At 59.6% G+C, this 20,509-nt stretch carries 23 protein-coding genes; 10 read left to right on the forward strand and 13 right to left on the reverse strand.

Going from position 1 to position 20,509, the window contains the following annotated elements; genetic code table 11:
* Positions 1-3: 3 nt before the first annotated feature.
* Both cbiQ and WNY39_RS09895 read left to right on the forward strand, forming a co-directional pair.
* A complete protein-coding gene (cbiQ, locus tag WNY39_RS09890; protein WP_342845367.1) occupies positions 4-792 on the forward strand; it encodes a cobalt ECF transporter T component CbiQ in 789 nt (262 codons plus the stop codon).
* Entirely contained in the window at positions 783-1,433 is a 651-nt protein-coding gene (locus WNY39_RS09895; RefSeq protein ID WP_342845368.1) for an ABC transporter ATP-binding protein, read from the forward strand. Before cbiQ ends, WNY39_RS09895 begins: the two co-directional genes overlap by 10 nt.
* A gap of 31 nt (positions 1,434-1,464) precedes the next feature.
* Here the strand turns inward: WNY39_RS09895 and cobS are convergent, their stop codons facing one another.
* From cobS to WNY39_RS09960, 13 genes are all read right to left on the reverse strand, one after another.
* Positions 1,465-2,214: an adenosylcobinamide-GDP ribazoletransferase gene (gene cobS / locus WNY39_RS09900; protein WP_342845369.1), complete on the reverse strand. Its 750-nt coding sequence runs from the start codon at positions 2,212-2,214 to the stop codon at positions 1,465-1,467.
* A complete protein-coding gene (gene cobT, locus WNY39_RS09905) occupies positions 2,211-3,221 on the reverse strand; it encodes a nicotinate-nucleotide--dimethylbenzimidazole phosphoribosyltransferase (RefSeq protein ID WP_342845370.1) in 1,011 nt (336 codons plus the stop codon). The genes cobS and cobT overlap by 4 nt, the downstream gene beginning before the upstream one ends.
* Positions 3,221-3,730 carry a bifunctional adenosylcobinamide kinase/adenosylcobinamide-phosphate guanylyltransferase gene (cobU, locus tag WNY39_RS09910; RefSeq protein ID WP_342845371.1) on the reverse strand — a complete coding sequence of 170 codons (510 nt, stop codon included), beginning with the start codon at positions 3,728-3,730 and terminating at the stop codon, positions 3,221-3,223. Before cobU ends, cobT begins: the two co-directional genes overlap by 1 nt.
* A gap of 80 nt (positions 3,731-3,810) precedes the next feature.
* Complete coding sequence (locus WNY39_RS09915; protein WP_342845372.1) at positions 3,811-5,745, reverse strand: ATP-binding protein; 1,935 nt, start codon at positions 5,743-5,745, stop codon at positions 3,811-3,813.
* A 437-nt stretch (positions 5,746-6,182) separates the two neighbouring features.
* Positions 6,183-7,289: a pyrroloquinoline quinone biosynthesis protein PqqE gene (pqqE, locus tag WNY39_RS09920; RefSeq protein WP_342845373.1), complete on the reverse strand. Its 1,107-nt coding sequence runs from the start codon at positions 7,287-7,289 to the stop codon at positions 6,183-6,185.
* Positions 7,286-7,561, reverse strand: a complete 276-nt coding sequence (gene pqqD / locus WNY39_RS09925; protein ID WP_342845374.1) for a pyrroloquinoline quinone biosynthesis peptide chaperone PqqD — start codon at positions 7,559-7,561, stop codon at positions 7,286-7,288. The genes pqqE and pqqD overlap by 4 nt, the downstream gene beginning before the upstream one ends.
* Before the next feature lie 3 nt (positions 7,562-7,564).
* Positions 7,565-8,314, reverse strand: a complete 750-nt coding sequence (gene pqqC / locus WNY39_RS09930; protein ID WP_342845375.1) for a pyrroloquinoline-quinone synthase PqqC — start codon at positions 8,312-8,314, stop codon at positions 7,565-7,567.
* A 1-nt stretch (position 8,315) separates the two neighbouring features.
* Complete coding sequence (gene pqqB / locus WNY39_RS09935; protein WP_342845376.1) at positions 8,316-9,209, reverse strand: pyrroloquinoline quinone biosynthesis protein PqqB; 894 nt, start codon at positions 9,207-9,209, stop codon at positions 8,316-8,318.
* 24 nt (positions 9,210-9,233) lie between these two features.
* Positions 9,234-9,338, reverse strand: a complete 105-nt coding sequence (gene pqqA, locus WNY39_RS09940; RefSeq protein ID WP_093916145.1) for a pyrroloquinoline quinone precursor peptide PqqA — start codon at positions 9,336-9,338, stop codon at positions 9,234-9,236.
* Positions 9,339-9,439: 101 nt separating this feature from the next.
* Entirely contained in the window at positions 9,440-10,123 is a 684-nt protein-coding gene (locus WNY39_RS09945; RefSeq protein ID WP_342845377.1) for a response regulator transcription factor, read from the reverse strand.
* A gap of 9 nt (positions 10,124-10,132) precedes the next feature.
* Positions 10,133-11,734: a HAMP domain-containing sensor histidine kinase gene (locus WNY39_RS09950; RefSeq protein ID WP_342845378.1), complete on the reverse strand. Its 1,602-nt coding sequence runs from the start codon at positions 11,732-11,734 to the stop codon at positions 10,133-10,135.
* A gap of 4 nt (positions 11,735-11,738) precedes the next feature.
* Positions 11,739-12,530, reverse strand: a complete 792-nt coding sequence (locus tag WNY39_RS09955; protein WP_342845406.1) for an ABC transporter permease — start codon at positions 12,528-12,530, stop codon at positions 11,739-11,741.
* Between the two features lie 2 nt (positions 12,531-12,532).
* On the reverse strand, positions 12,533-13,252 hold the full coding sequence (locus WNY39_RS09960; protein ID WP_342845379.1) for an ABC transporter ATP-binding protein: 720 nt from the start codon (positions 13,250-13,252) through the stop codon (positions 12,533-12,535).
* A 251-nt stretch (positions 13,253-13,503) separates the two neighbouring features.
* Between WNY39_RS09960 and WNY39_RS09965 the strand changes: the two genes are divergently transcribed.
* The 8 genes from WNY39_RS09965 to WNY39_RS10000 all read left to right on the forward strand — a co-directional run bounded on the left by WNY39_RS09965 (position 13,504) and on the right by WNY39_RS10000 (position 20,481).
* Positions 13,504-14,421, forward strand: coding sequence for a hypothetical protein (locus WNY39_RS09965; RefSeq protein WP_342845380.1), 918 nt, complete (start codon positions 13,504-13,506; stop codon positions 14,419-14,421).
* 94 nt (positions 14,422-14,515) lie between these two features.
* A complete protein-coding gene (locus WNY39_RS09970; protein ID WP_341232953.1) occupies positions 14,516-15,472 on the forward strand; it encodes a MoxR family ATPase in 957 nt (318 codons plus the stop codon).
* A complete protein-coding gene (locus WNY39_RS09975; RefSeq protein WP_342845381.1) occupies positions 15,469-16,374 on the forward strand; it encodes a DUF58 domain-containing protein in 906 nt (301 codons plus the stop codon). The genes WNY39_RS09970 and WNY39_RS09975 overlap by 4 nt, the downstream gene beginning before the upstream one ends.
* A complete protein-coding gene (locus tag WNY39_RS09980) occupies positions 16,371-16,739 on the forward strand; it encodes a hypothetical protein (RefSeq protein WP_342845382.1) in 369 nt (122 codons plus the stop codon). Before WNY39_RS09975 ends, WNY39_RS09980 begins: the two co-directional genes overlap by 4 nt.
* The gene (locus WNY39_RS09985; protein WP_342845383.1) at positions 16,732-17,694 is read left to right on the forward strand and encodes a VWA domain-containing protein; all 963 of its coding nucleotides are present in this window, start codon (positions 16,732-16,734) and stop codon (positions 17,692-17,694) included. Before WNY39_RS09980 ends, WNY39_RS09985 begins: the two co-directional genes overlap by 8 nt.
* Positions 17,691-18,590, forward strand: a complete 900-nt coding sequence (locus WNY39_RS09990; RefSeq protein WP_342845384.1) for a VWA domain-containing protein — start codon at positions 17,691-17,693, stop codon at positions 18,588-18,590. The genes WNY39_RS09985 and WNY39_RS09990 overlap by 4 nt, the downstream gene beginning before the upstream one ends.
* Positions 18,587-19,261, forward strand: a complete 675-nt coding sequence (locus WNY39_RS09995; RefSeq protein ID WP_342845385.1) for a tetratricopeptide repeat protein — start codon at positions 18,587-18,589, stop codon at positions 19,259-19,261. The genes WNY39_RS09990 and WNY39_RS09995 overlap by 4 nt, the downstream gene beginning before the upstream one ends.
* Positions 19,258-20,481, forward strand: coding sequence for a hypothetical protein (locus WNY39_RS10000; RefSeq protein ID WP_342845386.1), 1,224 nt, complete (start codon positions 19,258-19,260; stop codon positions 20,479-20,481). The genes WNY39_RS09995 and WNY39_RS10000 overlap by 4 nt, the downstream gene beginning before the upstream one ends.
* Positions 20,482-20,509 lie beyond the last annotated feature (28 nt).

Here is a 20,509-nt window from a genome sequence, read left to right on the forward strand (position 1 = left end):
ACCTTGGCGCATGTACTAGAGCAAGGGGACACGACGCTGACCGAAACCGGTGCGGCGCAGGTGTCGGGCCTGATCGGCGGCTTGGACCCGCGGGTGCGTATTCTGGCGGCCATCGGCTTTGGTATTGTGGTGGTTGGCCTGTCATCGCTAACCGCGCTTGGCACCGCGATGGTGCTGTCAGCCGCTTTGCTTTGGGCGTCTCGCTTGCCCCTAAGGCCCACCTTGAAACGCATGGCGATGATGGATGGCTTTATCATTTTTATGCTGGTGCTCTTGCCGTTTTCCATTCCCGGCGACCCGATCTTTACCATCTGGGGGATTGCCGCCAGTTGGCAGGGGCTTTGGCGTGCGGTGGAAATTGCGCTGACGGCCAATGCGGTAATCCTTGCGCTGATGACGCTCGTAGGCACGATGGAGCCTGTGACCCTGGGCCATGCGCTTTATAAGATGCGGGTGCCGGAAATCTTGGTGCATCTGTTGATGTTCACCATCCGCTATATCGAGGTGCTGCGCGAAGAATACCTGCGGCTGCGCGGCGCGATGAAGGTGCGCGGTTTTCGCCCCGGTACCAATTGGCACACCTATCGCAGCTTCGGATATCTGGTCGGCATGATGCTGGTGCGCGCGATTGAACGATCCGAACGCATTCTGGGCGCGATGAAATGTCGGGGGTTTTCCGGGCGCATCTATCTGTTGCAGAATTTTGCCCTGACGCCAGCCGACAGGCGCTTTTCCCTTTTGTTCGTGATAGCCATGGGCCTGCTGATTTTTCTGGAGCTGGCATGGCGCTGATCGAGCTTGATGATATCCATTTTTCCTACCACGGGCAGCCGCCGATTCTGTCGGGGGCGTCTTTGCGGCTGATGCCCGGGCAACGGCTGTCGCTCACCGGGCCAAACGGGTCTGGCAAATCGACGCTTTTGCGGGTGATCCTTGGCCTGCAAACCCCGCAACACGGAACCGTGCGGGCCTTTGGCACCGAGCGCAGCCAAGAGGCCGATTTTCACGAGGTCAGACGCCGTATCGGGCTGGTCTTTCAGGATGCCGACGACCAGTTGTTTTGCCCCACCGTGGCCGAGGATATCGCCTTTGGCCCGCTGAACCTTGGTAAATCCAAGGACGAGGCGATTGAAATCGTGGACCGTCTGTTAGAGCAGTTGCGCCTATCGCATCTGCGCGACCGGATCACGCACAAGCTGTCGGGGGGCGAAAAACGTCTTGTGACCTTGGCGACGGTCTTGGCGATGGAGCCTGAGGTGCTGCTGCTGGACGAGCCGACAAACGCGCTTGATACGCAAAATGAAGCGCGGCTGGTCGAGATTTTGCAAGATTTGCCACAGGCGATTTTACTGGTGAGCCATTCCGCTGAATTTCGTAGCCAGATCACACAGGAGAAGGTCGAAATCCGCGCAGGTCAAATTTTCGCGGCCTAAGCCAGCGCCGCCGTGCCCATGAATCAGATGATCAACCAGCCAGCATTGCAAGCGTTGCCCATGCGCTGGTCTCGGATAGAAACTGGACCGCCCCCAACACGTCACCGGTTTGCCCCCCGATGCGGCGGCGGGCAATCGCGGCCACAAGGGTCGCAACCAAGGTGACGACAGCCAACACAATCACCCCATGCCAGCCCAGCATGAGAATGGCGACAAACGCCAACCCCGCCCAAAGCATCCAGCTTGTATCGCCGCCGCTGGAGAGCACGCCCAGACCATCAGTTCTGGCCAAGGGCATCGTTGCCGAACAGACGGTCATCGCGATGCGGCTAAGAACGCCGACGGCCAGAAAGCTAAGCATGCCAGCCTGCCCGCCAAGCTGTGTCAGGGCAGCAACCCAGACCGCACAGCACAGGATAAGCGCCAGCACGCCATAGCTGCCGATTGCGCTGTCGCGCATGATTTCAAGGCGGCGCGCCTTGTCATGGCCGCCCCAAATGCCATCGGCAAAATCGGCCAGCCCGTCCTGATGCATCGCACCAGTGGTCAGTATCACGGAGCCCAGCGTTAGGACCGCAGCAAGGGTAGGACTGGCCCCGAGCCACAGGCTTAGGCCGTGGACACCCCATGCGATCAGCCCTACGATCAGGCCCACCAGTGGATAGGCCCACCGTGCCTTGGCCAGTGAGGGTGCGGGGTCTTGCAGATGGCTGACGGGCAGACGCGTGAGCATCATGACCGCCAGCCGTACCTCGGCAAGTCGCCCCGCGAAATCGGTCATCCGCCGGAAACTCCGGCCTGGGCAAAGGTCGCCATACCGTTGTGGCATTCCAATGCGGCGCGCAAAACGCCAAGCGCCAAGGCAGCACCGGACCCTTCGCCAAGGGCCATGTTCATCGACAGGATCGGCGTCTTTTGCATCGCGTCGACCATCAGCTTGTGACCCGGTTCGGCGCTGGCATGGCCAACAAGGCAATGATCCAGCAGCGCAGGCGCGGTATCGTAAAGCGGCGCAACCGCTGCGGTGCAGATGTAGCCATCTAGGATGACGGGGATCGAATGCGCCCGTGCGGCAAGGACCGCACCGCAAATCGCTGCCTGTTCACGCCCGCCCAATGCGGCCAGCATCGCCATGCCGCGTGCCGCGCTGTGCAGCGCAACGCCGGTTGCGACAACCCGCGCCTTGAGCTTTTGACCATCGCTGTCTGACCCGGTGCCGCGTCCGACCCATTGCGCTGCACCCCCGCCAAAAGTGGCACAGGCCAAGGCGGCGGCGATTGTCGAATTGCCAATCCCCATCTCGCCCAAGATCAATACCGATGCGTCAGGATCAACGGCGTCTGCCCCGGTTTGCAGCGCTTTGATTGTCTCGGCCTCGGTCATTGCGGGGCCTTGGGTGAAATCCTGTGTGGGCTGATCCAGATCCAACGCAACAACCGACAAATCCGCCCCGCTGGCGCGGCACAGCTGGTTGATCGCGGCACCGCCCGCCTCGAAATTCGCGACCATTTGCACGGTGACTTCTTGAGGAAACGGGTTGACCCCTTGCGCACAAATGCCGTGGTTGCCCGCAAAGACCAAGGCCTGCGCCTTTTTGATCACTGGCATTTCACTGCGCTGCCATCCCGCCATAAAGATCGCCAGTTCCTCAAGCCGGCCCAGCGATCCGGGCGGCTTGGTCAGGGTGTTCTGGCGTTCGGATGCGGCGGTCGCAGCGGCCTGATCGGTTTCAGGAAGAACCAGTTTGGCAATATCATCAAGGGACGTCAGATCAGACAGGATGGTCATTAGTTTTTTACTTTCATTGGATAGCCCGCAACACACAGCACAACAGAACTGCACGCCCGCGCAATAGTTTGATTGACCCAGCCAGCTGCATCACGGAAATCGCGGGCCAGTTTGTTTTCAGGAACGATACCGCCGCCGACCTCGTTTGTGACGAAAATCACCGGGGCGGATTGGGCCGCGATTGTCTCAACAAGGGTTTCGGTTTCCGCGCGCCAGTCCTTGTCCGATAGCATAAGATTGGTCAGCCACAGCGTGAGGCAATCCACCAGACGCGGGTCGCCGCCATCCGATTGTTTAAGAGCATTAGCCAGATCAAAGGGGGCTTGAACGGTTGTCCATTCAGGGCCGCGCCGTTTTTGATGTTCAGCGATGCGCGCTTCCATTTCGCTGTCATGTGCTTGGGCGGTTGCGATGTAAATCGCCTTGCCGGTCGGCTCCAAGGCATAGCCCTCTGCCAGTGCAGATTTGCCTGAACGCGCGCCGCCTGTAATCAATAAAGACTGTCCCATGGATAAGGGAAAAAGCAGGTTTCAGCACGAAAGGGAAGCCGAAAGGCCACGCAAACCGCGCCAAAAACCACTGCGTCGTTTCAGGCACCGCCCTTGTTGCTGTCTGCGTCCAGCGCGCCCTTGATTGCGGCCAACAAATCGCGGCGCATCACCGGCTTCATCAGCCGGATATCTTCGGGGCGCAGGCCGTTGCCATGTACCGTCGCCTCTGACGCGTAGCCGGACATAAAGACCACCGGCAAGGTGCCTCTGATCTCGCGCAGTTCTTTGGCAAGGCCGGTGCCCTGAAGACGGCCGGGCATCACAATGTCGGTCAGCAACAGATCATATGTCGGGTCAGCTTCAAAAATCTCTTTGGCCTGATCGCCGGATTGGGCAGGTTGAACCGCATAGCCAGACGCCTGCAACATGGCTGTCAGAACCGCGCGCACCTCTTCTTCGTCTTCGGCCAGCAGTATCCGTTTGCCTTGCGGTTTCGGGTCCAGCTCGTCGGGATGCTCCAATACTGTGCTTGGCTGATCTGAGGTTTCTGCGGGGAAATACAGCTTGAACGTGGTGCCAACGCCGATCTCGGAATAGACTTGGACCGTGCCGCCCGATTGGCCCATGAAACCCATAACCATCGGAAGGCCCAAGCCCGACCCGTGGCTGACCGATTTGGTGCTGAAAAACGGGGTGAAAATCTTCTCAAGGTCTTCGTCCGCGATCCCGTGTCCGGTGTCGGACACAGCGACCAAGACATATCTTCCGGCCTCCAGCTTTTCGTCGCGGCCATCAATATAACCGGCCTCGATCCTGACATTCGAGGTTTCAATGGTAAGCCTGCCACCGTCCGGCATCGCGTCGCGGGCGTTCAGAATAAGGTTCAAAAGCGCGCTTTCCGCGGCGACCGGATCGGCTTTGACCTTCCACAATCGGGCAAGAAGCGAGGTCTCGATCTCGACATTCGAGGGGAGCGTGCGCCCGGCCCAGTTCTTGGTGTCGAGGACCAGCTTGTTCATATCCATGATTTTGGGCTGTAGCGGGGCGCGGCGTGAATAGCTCAGCATATTCCGGGTCAGCTCCGCCCCGCGCAGGGTTGCGTCGATGCAGGGCTGGATCATCACGCGCAGCTCCTCGTCGGTGCATTCTTCCTGCATCAGTTCCAAATTGCCGAGAATGACGGCCAGCAGGTTGTTGAAATCATGGGCCACGCCGCCAGTAAGTTGCCCGATCGTTTCAAGCCTCTGGGACGCGGCCAGTTGCGATTGCAATTCCTCGCGGTGCTTTTGATCGGCCAACCGTTTGGTAATGTCGGAAATATTGGCGCGGATCAGGGTCTTGTCGTAGGGCGGTACCCGCAACAGGGTGACCTCGCAGTGAAACTCTTTCTTGTTCACATCAATATGGGTCCAGTCGAATGTGGGATGCCCGCCCGCAATCGCGTCTTGCAGATATTTTGCTGCCAGTTCTTCACTGCGTGCGCCAGATGGCTGAAATTCTGGGGTGAACTCGGCCATCGTACGGCCGTATAACAGTTTTTCCCGTGGCACCCCGAACAATCGTTCGGCTTGGGCGTTGACGGAAACCAGATACCCTTTTTCCATATCATAGGTCATGATTCCGCTGGGCGCATATTCGACAAGCGTTTCAAACCTTCTGTGGTTCTCTTCAACCTCCTCCGAGGCTTTTTCCCAAAACTCGCTGATGTTGCGAATGAGGACGATCATCAAGGCACTGGCCAAACAGTTGCTGCCGATGGCGACCATCCAATTTCGCGGGTTTTGGTTCCACTGGGTGACGGCATCATTTGGATGCTCCAAGGCCCCTGAAACAAACAGATAGGCAAGCACCACAAGTGCAATGGTCAAACCGGCCAATGCAAAATAGGCGAACCGCCGGGTATAGAATGTGGCGAGCACCGCCAGAACACAGGGAAAACCATACAAGGCCGCAGCGGCAAGGCCCAAATTGGCGACGGCCGAAAACATGGCGAGGCTGATACCGGTTAGGGTTAGCAAACCTCTTGTTTTCAAGTGTTTTTCTGCCCTTAGAAACAGCATCGGTAAGACGCTAAATATAAGGAGCATAGCGATCGTCGGGAGATAAATACTCCCGAACTGAGAGGCACGAAGCAGCGTGAGCAATAGCGCGACGACGACGACCAATGAAACGAAATCAAGTATCCCGCGGAGCGCTTTTTGTAATCCGGTATCGAATACTTTTGTGGGTTGGATTTCGTCTCTGTTAGGCATCAAGTTTCCTTATTCCCCCCACGACTTGCCCTTGCTACCACAATATTTACTCAAAATCGTAGTTTTTTCGACGACCCCTTTTGGGGCGACGCGCAAAACTAAGCGGGGCCATAATTTGGGGCAATTAGGCGAAGAACCATCAAAGGGTCAATGATGTCATTGGGGGTTGTCGCGGGCTTTGATCAACGCGTCGATACTGTTTCGTGCGACAGGCAGTCTTATTCAGCCGGTTCGGATGTTTTGGCGGGGCCGTCGCGATACACAAGAGGGGCGTCATCGCGCCCTGAAAATACATCAGCTTGGGTTTGCAAATCTTTGTGGTGGGGCGATTTGATGCACACCGGATCGGTGGCGGATGCATCGCCAACCACGGCCATTGCCTGACAGCGGCAGCCGCCGAAATCGATGGTCTTGCGGTCGCAATCACTGCACGGGTCCTGCATCCAATCGGTGCCGCGATAGGCATTAAAGGCGGCCCCGTTGTGCCAGATGTCGGCAAGCGGTTTATCTTGGACGCGGTCGAACGTCAGCTGCGGAATGGTTTGCGCCGCGTGGCAGGGCAGCACCAATCCGTTCGGTGTGACGTTCAGACCGGTGGTGCCCCATCCGCCCATGCAGCGTTTGGGATAACTTTCGTGATAATCTGCGGGCACATAGTCGATCACCAACCGTCCCTTGAGCCGTGTGCGGGCTGCAATAACGATTTGCGTCGCCTCTTGGGCCTGTTCGCGGGTTGGCATCAGGGCGTCGCGGTTCTTTAACGCCCAGCCGTGGAATTGCACGGTTGCGACCTCGATCCGGCGGGCCCCCATTTCCTCGGCCATTTCGATTGCGCGGGGCAGTTGATGCAGATTGCGCCGGTGCAAAACGGCATTCAGGGTCAGCGGGAAACCGATTTTACCGATCCATTCCGCGACCTGCATTTTACGGGCAAAGCCCCCGCGATATCCGCCGATTTCGTCGGCCATTTCCGGGCTGGTACCTTGAAGGGACAGCTGCACGTGATCAAGACCGGCGTCATCCAGCTGCCTCAGCCGCTTTTCGGTCAGGCCAATGCCGGAGGTGATCAGGTTGGTATAAAGCCCGGCTTCGCGGGCGGCGGTCACCAGCTCTGTCAGATCACGCCGGGATGCGGGTTCGCCCCCGGACAGATGTAGTTGCAGCACCCCCATGTCTGCAGCCTCGCGAAACACACGTGCCCAGGTTTCGGTGTCCAACTCGCTGTCTATGGCGGCCATTTGAACGGGGTTCGAACAATATGGGCAGGCCAGCGGGCAGCGATAGGTCAGCTCTGCCAGCATGGCGATGGGGGCTGGCGCAGTCATTGGGATACATCCAGAAAACGACGGCTGCGCAGCGCATCCAGAAAACCGGAGCTGTCCTTGCGAATTTCATCGACGGGCGCGCTATAGCGTTCGGCCAGCGCGCCGGTGATTTCGCCAAAGCTGCGGGTGCCGTCGACCTCGGTCAGGATGGCATGTCCCACCGCATCCAGCGTGATCGCCCGTTCCGGCGCCAGCAGCACCCACGTACCACGGACCTTGTCGTGATGCAGCCTTACGCCGCGGGGCAGGGTGGGGATATCAGCGGTTTGCACGGGTCAGGACGCCTGTTGCAACAAAAGACCCTGATCGGGCTGCCACGCGCCCGGCGGAATGCGGGCAGGGGTGACATAGGCGGCCGACAGCGCATCAAGCTGCGACCACAAAACATCGGTCTTAAAGATCAGCGCGGCGGCGGCGGCGTCTTGTTTCTCAGCGGTGTCCGCATTGTCCAACACCCAAGCAAGACCAAATGCGACGTCTTTGGGTGCTTCTTTCAGGCGGTTCTTGAAATACGACAGCGAACTGTCATCGGCAAAATCATAATTCTTCAGCAGCCCTTCGATCCGGTTGGCGTGAATCTTTGGGGCGAAAAGCTCTGTCAGGGATGCGGCCACGGCTTCAAGCAGGGTTTTCTCGCGCACAAACCGTACATAGGCATCCACGGCAAATTTGGTCGCAGGCAGAACGCCCTGACAGGACGCCACATACTCAGGATCAAGGCCAACAGCTTCGGCCAGACGCAGCCAACGGCGAATGCCGCCTTCGTTGGTGTCGGTGCCATCATGGTCTTCGATACGGGACCGCCATTGCCGCCGCAGCGCGGGGTCTTCGACCCGAGACATAAAGGCCGCGTCCTTCATCGGGATCGAATGTTGGTAATAATAACGGTTAATCACCCATGCGCGGACCTGATCAGCGTTACAGGCACCGCCATGCAATATGTCGTGAAACGGGTGCAGATCGTGATACCGTTCGGCCCCGATCTGGCGCAGGCGGGCCTCAAATTCGCTACGGGTTTGGATCATGTCAGGTGATCTCCATTCCGTCTTGTCCGATTGTCCAACCTGCCGCCTCTGCCGTGGTTTTTTCCGCCGAATCCGGTCGCAAGACGGGGTTGGTGTTGTTCATGTGCACATAGACTTTCTGCGCGATGTTCAGCGCATCAAAAGCGGTCAGCGACCCGTCTGGCCCGTCCATCGACATGTGGCCCATCCGCTTGCCGGTTTTCTGGCTTAGCCCGGCGCGGACCATTTCATCATCCTGCCAAAGCGTGCCATCGAAAAACAGCAGATCGGCCCCATCAAGCCGCGCGCGCAGATCGTCGTTTAGCAGCGCGCAGCCAGGGATATAGAATACCGTCTTGTCGGTCGTTTCAAGTTTCACCCCGACGGTTTGATCGCCGATCAGATCGGTCTGGACCTCGTCCCCCTCAAGATACAAAGGCACCTTGCCGGGCACGGCAAACAGCGTCGCGGTCATGCCGGGCAGCAATGCAAATGGGGTATCAAGCGCGATGGTCTGGCGTGTCACCACATCACGGTTCAGCGCATCAAACATTGGGTTTTGGGCCAAGACATCATGAATGCCTGCTGTCGCGAACAGGGTAAATGGCTGCATTTCGCGCAAGGTAAGCAGACCCGCCACATGATCGATATCGCCATTTGTCACCAGAACTGCCGTCAACGGCAGGCGGCGCAGGTCGGTCGGGTGAAGTGGCGGGGCGGCAGCTAGCTGTTGCCTAATGTCGGGAGAGGCATTGAGCACAGCCCAAGATGATCCATCGGCTGTAACTGCAAGTGATGACTGGGTTTGCGATGGAATAGCCCCGCCCCGCGCGAAATTGCAGTTTTCACAACCACAATTCCATTGAGGCAGGCCGCCACCCGCGGCTGCCCCAAGGATATGCGCGCGGAAAGTCATAGCTGCCACCGCGCGCTGTCTGTCTTAGAACAATACGCCGCCGGCGTCTTCGCCGTCGCCATCTGGTCCGTACATGTTGATTTCCATACCGCATTCAATTTCGCGGATGATTGGTTTCGTCCATGCCATGATCGTGTCCTCCTCCTGATTGAAATATACCCCCACGCTGACAGAGAGATGCTGTTCAGGCGACTCTTATTTACTAAGAGAACCTTAGACTTTGGTGGGTATTAGACATCATTCAAAATGGGTGCCTGACCGGAAAGAACGAAACCTTTGTTCCGTACTGTTTTGATTTCAAATGGAAAATCATCGGCGGAGAGTTTTTTGCGCAAATAGCCGATATAAACATCAACGACGTTCTCGTTTCCCGATCCGTCGCCGGCCCAAAGCGTATCAAACAAGAATCCACGCGAAATTGGCGTGCCTGCGTGCTGTACCAACAGCTCCAAAAGCTCGAATTCGCGCTCTGTCAGGGGGGTCTCGGACGCCCCGTTTTGCAAGATACGGGTCTGGCGTGACAGTTTGCACGGGGCGGGGCGTCCGGTGCTGACCCGGTGTTCCTGCACCCGCAACCGCGCCACCAGTTCGTCGAAATCAAACGGCTTGACGACATAATCATCGGCTCCGGCCTCAAGCCCTGCGGTGCGGTGTTCCACGTCAGATAGGGCCGATAGCATCAGGATGGGCAGGGTGGCCCCGCTGGCGCGGATGGTGCGTACAAGATCGATACCGCTGTCGGCCCCCAGCATGACGTCGACGATGGCACTGGAATACTGACCCGTCTGAAGCCGTTCCAACGCGCGACCCGCACGGTTTTCCGTCTCGGCGGCATAGCCATGCAGCGCCAGCCCCCGCGCGAGGGCGGACGTGATTTCGGGGTCATCATCAATGATAAGCAAACGGCCGGGCATGGGTGTATTCTAATCCTTGGCGATGGGAAGGCGAACCGAGATTTTAGTACCGGCTGCGGGGCCAAGTGCGTCGGATCGGGGCAGCGGGCTGATCAGGATGATGTCGCCGCCCTGTTCTGTGATCACCCAGTGGGCCAGCGCCAGCCCAACGCCAAATCCCTGTTTGGCGGATTTCGACGGCCCCTGCACAAAGCGATCGAACACGCGCGACTGGTCTTGCGGGTCGATGCCGGGGCCATTGTCGGTCACGGACAGCCCTGCCAATGTCGTGTCGATTTCGGGGGCCAGCCGCACGGTGCCGCCGTCGCGGGCATAGCGGATGGCGTTTCGGATCAGGCTAACGATCACTTGCCGGATCCAGTTGGGATCGCTGCGCAGCGCAATATCGGGCATCTGTGCGACCTCAAGCGTCATGCCCGCGTTTTCAATCTCGGCCTGTATTTCGGTCTGCACCTCGGTTGCTAGCTCAGGCAGGCGCACCGATTGCGGTTCTAACGCCAGCTGGCCGGTATCGGATCGCGCCAGCCTAAGCAGATCATCAATGCGCCGGTTCAGCCGCCGCGCCTGATTTTCGATGGTCGAAAACGCGGCGTGGGTGTCGTCGGGGCCCTTTTTGCCAATCTGCGCCTCCATCAGCATGACGGTCAGCGGCGTGCGCAATTCGTGGCTGACATCGGCAAAAAACCGGCGTCTGTTGCTGTCGATCTCCTCCAACGCGGCATTCGCGGCGCGCAACGCTTTGGTGCGGTCGGCAATCGTTTCGTTTAAACGCGCCCCTTCTGCCGCGACCTGCTGTTGGCGTTCGTGCAATGCGGCAGCCATCCGGTTTGTCTCGGCGGCCAGCAACCCGATTTCATCGGGCCGCGATACAGGCAACGCGACGGCAAAATCCCCTGCGCCAATTTGCTGGGCGGCGGCGCGCAGTTGATCCAGCCGCCGGAACTGTGGGCGTATCAGACCAAAGTAAAAGGCCGCGACCAGAACAACCGCAGCCGCTGCAATCAGCACCGCAAACAGCGCCAGCCGCTGCCGCAGCGTGTCGATCCCAGCCAGAATTGTATTGCGGAACATGACTTCGGTATTGATCGCTTGACCCAGCAGCGGATCAAAGCCCGAGGCAAAGCTGTCGATATAGGCGCGTAGATGCGCCGCGTCGGTTGTGTCTGTCTCTAACCCTTTCAACGTTCTGTCCAGCAAGGCCTGCATCCGCGCCAAGCCAAGCGACTGGGTCCCGTATCGGGATTGTTCATCAAGGCCGAGCGTTTCGGCAGCGGCGACGGCTTTGGCCACATCGTCATGCAATTGCACAAAGGTGCGGCTGATCTGGTCGGCGACGGGGGAAATACGCTCGGTCCTTGTGGCGACGGGCTGGCCGGTTTGCACAACCTCTGTCGCGACCACCAGAAATGTCGCTGCCTGTGTAGACAGCCCGGCATAGCGCGACATCCGCGTTTCCGAGGCAAGCGCGGTATCCAGCCTGCGCCCAACCTCGCCCAGCCCCAGATACAGCATCAAGGCGATCAGGATCGTCGATAACCCCAGCAATGCGGCCCCAATCGCAAGGCGAAGCTTTAAGGACATTACCGGTTTGAGCGTGATACCTGATTGCACCGGATCAGCCCTTGCGTTTGATCAGACCGCGCGCCGGATCATAGCCCCAGACGGCGATCAGGCTAAGCACCAAGGTACTGACAATCACCCACGCCAAGGCGGATAGGTTCAGCTGTAGATACAGCAAAAACCGGATCAACTCGACCACATGGGTAAAGGGATTGAACGCGCAAATGTCGCGCAGCAAGGGCGAGCTTTCTGCCATTTTCCAAAGCGGATAAAGCGCGGAGGACAGGAAAAACATCGGGAAGATGACAAAATTCATGACGCCCGCAAAGTTTTCAAGCTGTGAGATAAAGCTGGACAGAACCAGCCCAAGCGCCCCCAGCATCAGCCCGCCAAGGATCAAGCCGGGCAAGACGGCGATATATCCCCATGGCGGCATCGTAATCCCAAAAAGCGCAGAAATCCCGAGGAAGGCATAGACTTGCAAAACCGATATGGTGGTGGACCCGAACAGCCTGCAAAACAACAGCCACCATCTGGGATAGGGGCTGGTCAGCAGCAGGCGCATCGACCCCATTTCGCGGTCATAAACCAGACTAAGCGAGCTTTGCATGCTGTTGAAAAGCAGCACCATCGCGCACAGGCCGGGCACGATATAGGTCTCGTAGGTGATGTAGGTGTCGTAGGGTGGGATAATCGACAGGCCGAGGGCGGCACGAAAACCTGCGGCAAAGATGAACAGCCAGACAAGCGGGCGCACCAATGCTGCGATGAACCGTTCACGTTGATGCACGAAGCGCAAAAATTCGCGAATGACAATCGCACGGGTGACGCCCCAATACCCCATCATGTTCATGCCGGAACCCCAGTGCGGGCTAAAAACCAATCCGGCAGCGGGGTACCGCCGCGCAAACTGCCCGCTTGGCCAGCGTTGATGATCTGCCCTTGGTGCAGGACAAGCAGCGCGTCGGTATCGCGGACTTCGTCGGTTAGATGTGTCGTCCACAGAACACTTAGCCCCTGATTGGTCAGATCGTGAACATGGTCGGTAATCGACTGACGTGCGGCGGCATCCAGACCCACGGTGGGTTCGTCCAGCAACAGCACCTTGGGATCGTGCAGCAAGGCGCGTGCTAGTTCGGTCCGTCTGCGGTGCCCGCCATTTAGGTCGCGCGCCTTTTCATCGATGCGTTCCCGCATGCCCAATTGTTCCAGCGCGGCATCAATGCGGGCGGGGACTTCGCCGCGCGGCAACCCGTGCAGGGCTGCGAAATATGACAGATTTTGGCGAACAGTCAGGCTAAGATCGAGGGTGGATTGCTGAAAGACCACGCCCAGCTCAGCCATCGCGCGGCGCGGTACGCTGCGCAAATTATGCCCTGCAATTTCGATGTCACCGACGGGTGCGACCAACAGACGCGTTAACAGCGATATCAGCGTGGATTTGCCAGCCCCGTTCGGGCCAAGCAAGGCGCAAAACTGCCCCGGTGCGATGGAAAACGACACGTCTTGCAACGCTTTCTTTGCGCCGTAGTTAAAGCTGAGCCCACGAACCGATAGACCGTTTGTCATTGTATTTCATACATAAAATAGACCGCTGTCATGCTGCACCTTTGGTTTTTGTGCCCGTGCAGGTACTGTGCATTGAAAGCCCTCGCACGACAAGCCACGTCGCGAGACAGGGTTTTCCCCGCGCTGTTTGGGCAAATCTTAACGCCCTTTTTACCATGTCTCGCTCAAGGTTCGCGGGGCCCATTATCCCTAAAACGTTGGACGTATCGGGCTGTCTGACCTACGCTTGGCCAAACCTAAGGGACCAGATTATGCAACGGTTGATAATCGCCCTGCTGCTCGCTTTGGGCATCGCCACGCAAGGCAGCGCAGATCGGGCGCGGTTTGTAGAACTTGCCCGCCGCGGATGGGGGTACGAGCTGCGCACGGCACTACCCAGCCGCGCGTTTACAGCACCGGTACATATCAACGGGCGCGATCTGGCGGGGTCCAGTCTGTGCGTGGTGGGCGATCTGCCCCATCCCAGCTCGCTTAGAACCCTCAACACGTTTCGCGCGCTGATCGAACACACATTTGGCAAGCCGTTGACCATGCGCCATGCGGGCAGGTCGGCTGAACAATGCGGGTCGGGGCGGACGGTTATCCTAAGGCTTTATTCAGGGCTTCCGCCCAATCGGGCGCTGACGGCTGACCTTGCCTGGATGAACCGTGTCCATGTGTTGGGCCTGCCGAAAGACAGCTATTACACCGCAACGTCGCCCGCGATGGCGCAGACCTTTTTTGGCAAGCGGGGACAGGGGACGCATATCATGGTCAAGCAACCCGCGTTCCCCCGTCCGGGTGCCTTGGCTAGCGCGTTCTATAAATCCATTTTGATCGAAGAGCTGTTCCAGTCCTTTACCTTTGGGATGGACATCATGTTGTTTGACCCGTCCGCAGCGTTCGAAACCAAGCTGCAAGAGACACCGGTTAATCTACACCGGCTTTCGTGGGAATCGCGGGATTTCATGCGCGCGCTTGTAAATTCAAACCCCGCCGGGCTGTGCTTTTTCGATATTTTTATGCTGCACGCCGTGGCCCAAGCACCGGTGGATCAGACCATAGATCCTGAGTTTATTGCATTCATAGATCGCGCCTATGACAGCCTTCTGATGCAGACACGAGACACCGTGGCAGAGCCCAGATTTGCCGATCTTCTTGCGCCCGGATGCGCGGTTCTGCCCCAGTAAACCCGCAGGAATACGGCCCGATACTTTCGGGGGTGTATGCGCAGGCGGCTGTTCTGGCTAACCTGAAGGGGCGAAATACGCGCCGGGGGGAAGCATGAAAAAAGGATCGGATAGTCCACAAACAGGTGTGGCCGGGCTTGCCGCGCATCTGAAGCAGGGTCTGGTCGGGCACGACGCCCTGATCGAGCGGCTGTTGGTGGCATTACTGGCAGGCGGGCATTTGCTGGTCGAAGGGCCGCCCGGTCTGGCCAAAACCCGCGCCGTCAAATGGTTGTCAGACGCGGTCGAAGGGTCCTTTGCTCGCATTCAATGCACGCCCGATCTGATGCCGTCTGATCTGACGGGCACGCCAGTCTATCATCCGCAAGACGGCACATTTGAATTTGTGCCCGGTCCGGTTTTCAACAATCTGGTGCTGGTGGACGAGATCAACCGCGCGCCGCCCAAGGTGCAGTCCGCGCTGCTTGAGGCGATGGCCGAGCGTCAGGTAACGGCAGGCAATGACACGCATCCGCTGCCTGATCCGTTTCTGGTGGTGGCGACCCAAAACCCGATCGAACACGACGGAACATTCCCCTTGCCCGAGGCGCAGTTGGACCGGTTTTTGCTGCATGTGATGCTGGAACTGCCGGGTATCGAAACGGAACGTCAGATCCTTGATCTGGTCGAGGCCGAAGCCCAAGGGGCAACGTCGCCCGCGCCGTCCTTGTCCCTGACCGATCTGGCAAAGGCCCGTGCGCAGGTGCAGCAGGTTCATCTGGCACCGGAACTGCGCGACTACATCGTACGGCTGGTGATGGCGACGCGCGAAGGGCCATTGGCACAAGATATTGAACACGCCGTTTCACCGCGCGGCTCGCTGTCCCTTGCGGCTGCCAGCAAGGCGCGTGCATTTTTGCACGGTCGCGATTTCGCCCTGCCCGAGGACGTCGCGGCATTGGCGGGTGACGCGCTGGCCCACCGCATGGTGCTAAGCTGGCGCGCTGTCGCGGATGGGCGCCGCGCCCGCGATATTGTGGCGGATATTGTCACCGCGGTCGAACCGTTGTGACTGCGGCGCTGGATGCCCCCGGCGTTGCTCTGAACTCTGCGGCGCTGATCGCGTTGCGCGGGGTGGCGTTGAAAGCAGATGCCGCCCCTGTATTGGCGGCTTTGCCCGGCGGGTTTGCCACTCGTCGCAAGGGGCATGGTCTGGAGGTCGCATCGACGCGGGAATACGCGGTTGGCGATGATCTTCGGCATCTGGATCGCGGCACAACGGCGCGGACAGGCCGGTTACATGTGCGGCAATTTCAGGAAGAACGTGATCGCGTCACGCTGTTGATCGCTGATTTTCGCCCCGCGATGTTCTGGGGTGTACGGCGCGCGTTCAGGTCAGTCGCCGCTGCGGAGGCGCTGACTCTGATCGGCTGGAACGTGGTGGAAAGCGGTGGGCGTGTGGGGCTGCTGGCCCTGACGGCAGCGGGACCTGTCATTGCAATGCCGCGCGGGCGTACCCGTGGCATGCTGGATGTCATCGGGGCAATGGTGCAGGCGCATGCCGATGGGTTAGCTGCAATGATGGACGGGCAAGTTGACGATCCCCCGCTGGATCAGGGCTTGGCGCGGGCCGACCGTCTGGCCCCGCCCGGGTCCGAATTGATGATCGCGTCGGGGTTTGATGCGCCGGGTGCCGGATTGGCGGATCGTCTGAACGCATTGGCCCGTCGGCGGTCCCCCCGGCTATTGTTGATCACAGATACCGAGGCGGGGGATTTGCCGCGCGGGCGGTATCCGATCCGGCTGCCGGATGGTCGCCGGATCAGGGTGCATCTGGGCGGGCAGGGGCAGGGTAACGCGGAACCGCTGCGCCAGATCGCCGGACGCAACGCGCTGGTGCTGGATGCGAGCGAGGCGGTGGAACAGACGGCGCGGCGGCTTGCCGCTGTTTTCGTGGCGGAGCGGGCAGCATGACCGATAATGCGATGAGCGAAGCCGCAATGCTGATCAGTCTGCGTGATATCACCCTGCCAGTCGAAGCAGCCGGCGGTCTCGGCGCAGATATCGCAGCGACCGTAGGGCTTGCTGGGGTCTTGGCCTTGATCATTGCGGGGATGTTGCGGCTGTTTTCCATGCGACGGCGGGTAGCGGTGCCCCCCTTGCGCGGGCAGTTTCTTGCGATCCGTGAAATGCCGGATGACGCCCGCCGGGTCGCCTTGCTGCACCTATTGAGGCAGGCACAACCCGAACATTACGCCGCCATCAAAGGCGCACTTTATCAGCCGGAGGGCGGCGTGGATATCGCCACGCTGGAGGCGGAGGTCGCGCGCCTTGTTTGAGCTTGCCGATCCTCTGTTTCTGCTCTTGTTGCCGGTTCCCCTTCTGGTGATCTGGCTCTTTGGGGCGGCACCAATGGCGGGCGGCGCAATCCGGGTGCCGGACCGGATTGGAGAGGCCCTGCTGGCCGCACGGCAGCAACGGGCACCACACGGTGGGTTCCCCCTGCGTTCTGGCGTTTTGTGGGTCATTTGGGGGCTGATGGTCTTTGCGATTTCCGGCCCGCGTGACCTCGCCCCTGTGTCGGCGTTAAAGGTCACGGGGCGCGATCTGGCGATTGTTCTGGATTTGTCAGGGTCGATGGTGCGCGATGATTTCCATTTGGGGGACAAACCGCTGACCCGGCTTGAGGCGGTGACCACCGTCGGCGCTGATTTCGCCAGACGGCGCGGGGGCGACCGTGTGGCGCTGATCGTGTTCGGGTCAGAGGCTTATTACGCCGCCCCGTTTTCCTTTGACGTCGAAGCTGTCGCGCGCCGGATCGAAGAAGCGCAAATCGGCATCTCAGGCCGCGCGACGAATATTTCAGACGGGCTGGGCCTCGCACTTAAACGGATGGCACAAAGCGATGCTGCGACACGGGTTGTGATCCTGTTGTCTGACGGGGTGAACAATGCGGGCGCAACCAACCCGCGCGGTGTGGCGGAACTGGCTGCGGATATGGGGGTGCGGGTGCATACAATCGCGCTTGGCCCCAAGGATCTGACGACTGCCGAGGCCGGCGAACGTGGTGTCGTGGATGCGGCAACCCTGCGGGCGATTTCCGAGATTTCGGGCGGTGAGAGTTTTCGTGTCAAAACCACAGAAGATTTGGCGCAGGTGGCAGATGCGCTGGACCGGTTGGAATCCACCGACAGCGACGGGTTGGCCGCAGAGGTGTTTCGCGATTATTGGCCATGGCCTGCCAGTTTTGCCGCGTTGCTGGGGCTTTGGCTTGCGTGGAGGGAGCTGTCGTGAGCGCGGTGGATATCATCCTGCTGCGGCCTTGGTGGTTGCTTTCGTTGCCGATACTGTCGCTGGTCGGGTGGTGGCTTTTGACCCGGCGGGGCGGGCTGGGAGATTGGCAAAAGGCCAGCGATCCCGCGTTGCTGCACGCCATGGCCGCGTTGGGGCGAATCGACACATCGTCAAGCCGCGCGCCTGTGCTGGCGATGCTGGCCGTGGTGACGATTTCCGTGTTGGCCCTGTCCGGCCCTGCGATTGAACGGCGCGATACGGTGTCGTTTCGAAACCTCGACGGGGTGCTTTTTCTGATCGACACATCCGCGAGCGTGACGGACGATGCGCGTTGGCCGCAGATGCAGGCGATGGGGCGGTTCGGGCTGGCATCGCTGGGCACACGCCCCGGTGGGCTGATCGTCTATGCTGGCGACGCCTATGCCGCGGTGGATATGACGCTGGACCATCTGCAACTGGGTCAGACGTTGTCGCTGATTGATGCCAAGACCGTGCCGGATGTTGGCACCCGCCCTGCGCGGGCGTTAAAGCTGGCGGCTGATATGTTGCGCGAGGCCCAAGTGATCGCGGGCGATGTGATCCTTTTTACCGACGGGGATGGGTTGGATGCCGCATCATTGCGCCAGGCGGCAGCCATCGCAGGGTTGGGCGCGCGGTTGTCCGTTGTGTCCCTGAACGCGCCATTTGCCGCGATTGATACACATGTCGCGGCGGGTGCTGGCAGGGTTTTCACGCTGGATCAAAGCGACGCGTTTGCAGCGTGGATCAATGAGACGGCCCGCACGCGGTTAGAGGCCCAAGATTATCCGCTGCTGTTTTGGAAGGACATAGGCCGTTACCTGTTGTTGCTGGCCTTGTTCCCATTGCTGCTACTGTTTCGCAGGCAAACCGCATGAGGGTGATTGTTTTCATAACCTCGCTGGCCTTGGTGCTTGCCATGCTAGCGGGGGGCGGCGCACCGTTCGGGCGCGTGCTTTTGGCGCTGGGTTTACCAAAGGTTGCCGCGCCGTTTTTCGATGATCCGGCATGGCAGGGGGCCGCGTTGTTTCGCGCGGGTGATTTTGATGCGGCAGCGGATCGGTTCACGCAGGCAGACGCCTATTATAATCTGGGCAATGCAGAGGCGCATGCGGGCCGCTACGCAGCAGCGCTAGAGGCGTTTGATCTGGCCCAAGCGCGTGGCCACCCCGATGCGCAGGCTAACTTCGATGTGGTCGCGGCCTTTTACGCGGGGCTTGGCATTGATCCCGAGGCGCTGTCCCTGTTCGAGCGACAAAAAGACGGGGCCGAAGCAGACAGCTTTGTCGCGCGGGGCAATGCGCGGGCTGCGGGGACCGGCAGTGATGTCACCAACAACAATACGATGTTGGGGTTGGCGCAACTGGATAGCCGGGGCCGCCAAGGGGTGCGGCGCATTTTTGATGACAAGTTCATGCAGGCCGATGCCAGATGGCTGGCCCAGCTGGCTGATGTTCCGGGCGAATACATGGCGGCGCGTATTGCGCAGGAACACAAACGCCGCGCAAAGCTGGGTCTGTCACCCCCCAAGGCGGAGGACCCGCGATGAGATGGCTTTTGGCTTTGATCATGGTTGCTTTGCCGGGGTTGGCGATGGCGCAATCAAAAACGGTACTCCCCCAAGATCTGGAGCTGTGGGTCGAGGTGCTCGAAACAGAACACACGCCGTTTGTGCGCGAGATGGTGCTGATCACCATCAAAGGGATTTACCGGCGTCACATCACCCGCGAAAAACTGGTTCAGCCGGATTTCGAGGGCTTCAGTTGGACGCAACTGGGCGATGACACATGGCGCGACGAGCGGATCAATGGCGAGTTGGTTAAAACGTTCAAGCGGCGCATGGCGGTTTACCCCGCCCGGCCCGGCGCGCTGACCATTGGGGCGTTCACGCACCAACTGACCTTGACCGACGAAGGCGATGATTGGTTCGATCATCAGATCACGTCAGCGCCAGTTTCGATTGACGTTGTCGCGGCCCCTACGGGCGAGGATTGGTGGTTTCCGGTTAAATTCCTGAAAGTGTCCGACCAATGGTCGAATGCGCCGGATCAGTTGGTCCCGGGCGAGGGCGTCTTGCGGGTGGTGCGGGTAGAGGCCTTGGGCGTGACAGCGGAAATGATTCCGCCGATGCCGACCTTACATTCGCCGTCTGCGATGATCTTTCCGCATCCTGAAAAACGCTTTGTCGAACTGACGCCCCAAGGGCCGCAGGCATTTGCCTATTGGCGTTGGACCATCCGGCCAAGCAACGACATATCGACCATCGTTGAACCGCTTAGCTTTACCTATTTTGACACGGTGAACCGGCTGGACCGGCAGGTCACGATTTCGGCGCAGCGGGTCGCTTACGGATCGGTGACGCCTGATCAGGATGACACTGTGGCGGTCGAATTGCGGGGGGCTTCGGCGCAATTGCCGGGCTGGCCGCTGGCGGTGTTGGCGGCCCTGATCTGTGCCGGTGGCGTGTTTGTCGCCTTAAAGGGGCACCGGATCGCAGGCATGTCCGCCCTTAGACGTTTTTGGTGGGCTGATCCGCTGGCCCGCCAGTTGCGGCGTGCAGCACGGGGTGGGCGCGGCGCAGAAATGCGCGGCCACGCGGCGGCGATGCTTCGGCGGGACGGGATGACAGCGCGCCGCCAAGAGCTGCTGCATCAGCTTGATCTTGTTCTGTTTGACCCAAGCGCCCGACCCGATTCCATGCCGGATTTCGCCCGCGATTTCCTACGTGCGGCAGATACGCCCCCTAAAGGGGACAGGCCGGTTTCATGATTGTCGTTGTAAAGAAACGGTGATTAGC

The organism is Sulfitobacter sp. AS59, from assembly GCF_038899995.1.
Taxonomy (GTDB): Bacteria; Pseudomonadota; Alphaproteobacteria; order Rhodobacterales; family Rhodobacteraceae; genus Sulfitobacter.

Coding starts and splice junctions, on each gene's coding strand:
- WNY39_RS10000 (WP_342845386.1), top strand. CDS start 19,258: ATGAGATGGCTTTTGGCTTTGATCATGGTTGCTTTGCCGGGGTTGGCG.
- pqqA (WP_093916145.1), bottom strand. CDS start 9,338: ATGGCATGGACGAAACCAATCATCCGCGAAATTGAATGCGGTATGGAA.
- WNY39_RS09955 (WP_342845406.1), bottom strand. CDS start 12,530: ATGATGGGGTATTGGGGCGTCACCCGTGCGATTGTCATTCGCGAATTT.
- pqqC (WP_342845375.1), bottom strand. CDS start 8,314: ATGATCCAAACCCGTAGCGAATTTGAGGCCCGCCTGCGCCAGATCGGG.
- WNY39_RS09895 (WP_342845368.1), top strand. CDS start 783: ATGGCGCTGATCGAGCTTGATGATATCCATTTTTCCTACCACGGGCAG.
- WNY39_RS09960 (WP_342845379.1), bottom strand. CDS start 13,252: ATGACAAACGGTCTATCGGTTCGTGGGCTCAGCTTTAACTACGGCGCA.
- pqqE (WP_342845373.1), bottom strand. CDS start 7,289: ATGACTGCGCCAGCCCCCATCGCCATGCTGGCAGAGCTGACCTATCGC.
- cobU (WP_342845371.1), bottom strand. CDS start 3,730: ATGGGACAGTCTTTATTGATTACAGGCGGCGCGCGTTCAGGCAAATCT.
- WNY39_RS09980 (WP_342845382.1), top strand. CDS start 16,371: ATGACCGATAATGCGATGAGCGAAGCCGCAATGCTGATCAGTCTGCGT.
- WNY39_RS09965 (WP_342845380.1), top strand. CDS start 13,504: ATGCAACGGTTGATAATCGCCCTGCTGCTCGCTTTGGGCATCGCCACG.
- WNY39_RS09945 (WP_342845377.1), bottom strand. CDS start 10,123: ATGCCCGGCCGTTTGCTTATCATTGATGATGACCCCGAAATCACGTCC.
- pqqB (WP_342845376.1), bottom strand. CDS start 9,209: ATGACTTTCCGCGCGCATATCCTTGGGGCAGCCGCGGGTGGCGGCCTG.
- WNY39_RS09995 (WP_342845385.1), top strand. CDS start 18,587: ATGAGGGTGATTGTTTTCATAACCTCGCTGGCCTTGGTGCTTGCCATG.
- cobS (WP_342845369.1), bottom strand. CDS start 2,214: ATGACCGATTTCGCGGGGCGACTTGCCGAGGTACGGCTGGCGGTCATG.
- cobT (WP_342845370.1), bottom strand. CDS start 3,221: ATGACCATCCTGTCTGATCTGACGTCCCTTGATGATATTGCCAAACTG.
- WNY39_RS09970 (WP_341232953.1), top strand. CDS start 14,516: ATGAAAAAAGGATCGGATAGTCCACAAACAGGTGTGGCCGGGCTTGCC.